The organism is uncultured Sphingomonas sp. (assembly GCF_937859915.1).
GTDB lineage: Bacteria > Pseudomonadota > Alphaproteobacteria > Sphingomonadales > Sphingomonadaceae > Solisphingomonas.
Map to the genome: position 1 here is coordinate 30,158 of NZ_CALMAW010000091.1, position 338 is coordinate 30,495.

General features: G+C 64.2%; 1 pseudogene (cut by a window edge). It reads right to left on the bottom strand.

The features are described 5' to 3' along the window. Window positions 1-338, bottom strand: a pseudogene (locus tag Q0326_RS11890) (cytochrome P450) (its annotated part extends 639 nt beyond the left edge of the window); the annotation flags it as partial.

Genomic DNA, 338 nt, shown 5'->3' on the forward strand with positions numbered 1-338 from the left:
GATCGCTTCCATCTCGTCGGTCAACGGCGCCATGAATTCATGCACCAGCGTCCGGAACTCCGCCGACCGCTCGAGCGGCAGCCCCATCATCTTGAGAAACACGCGCACCGGCAGCGGTTCGGCGATGTCGGGGATCAGGTCGCAATGCCCCTGCTCGATCACCGCGTCGATCAGCTCGTTAGCAAGCGCACGCACCTCTTCCTTGCGCGCCAGCATCGCCTTGGGACTGAACGCGAGCTGCAGCGGCTGGCGGTACTTGGTGTGATCGGGCGGATCGAGGTTGATCGGCGTCGGTAGCGGAACGTGTCCCATCTGCGCCGACATTTGCTGGCGCAGCC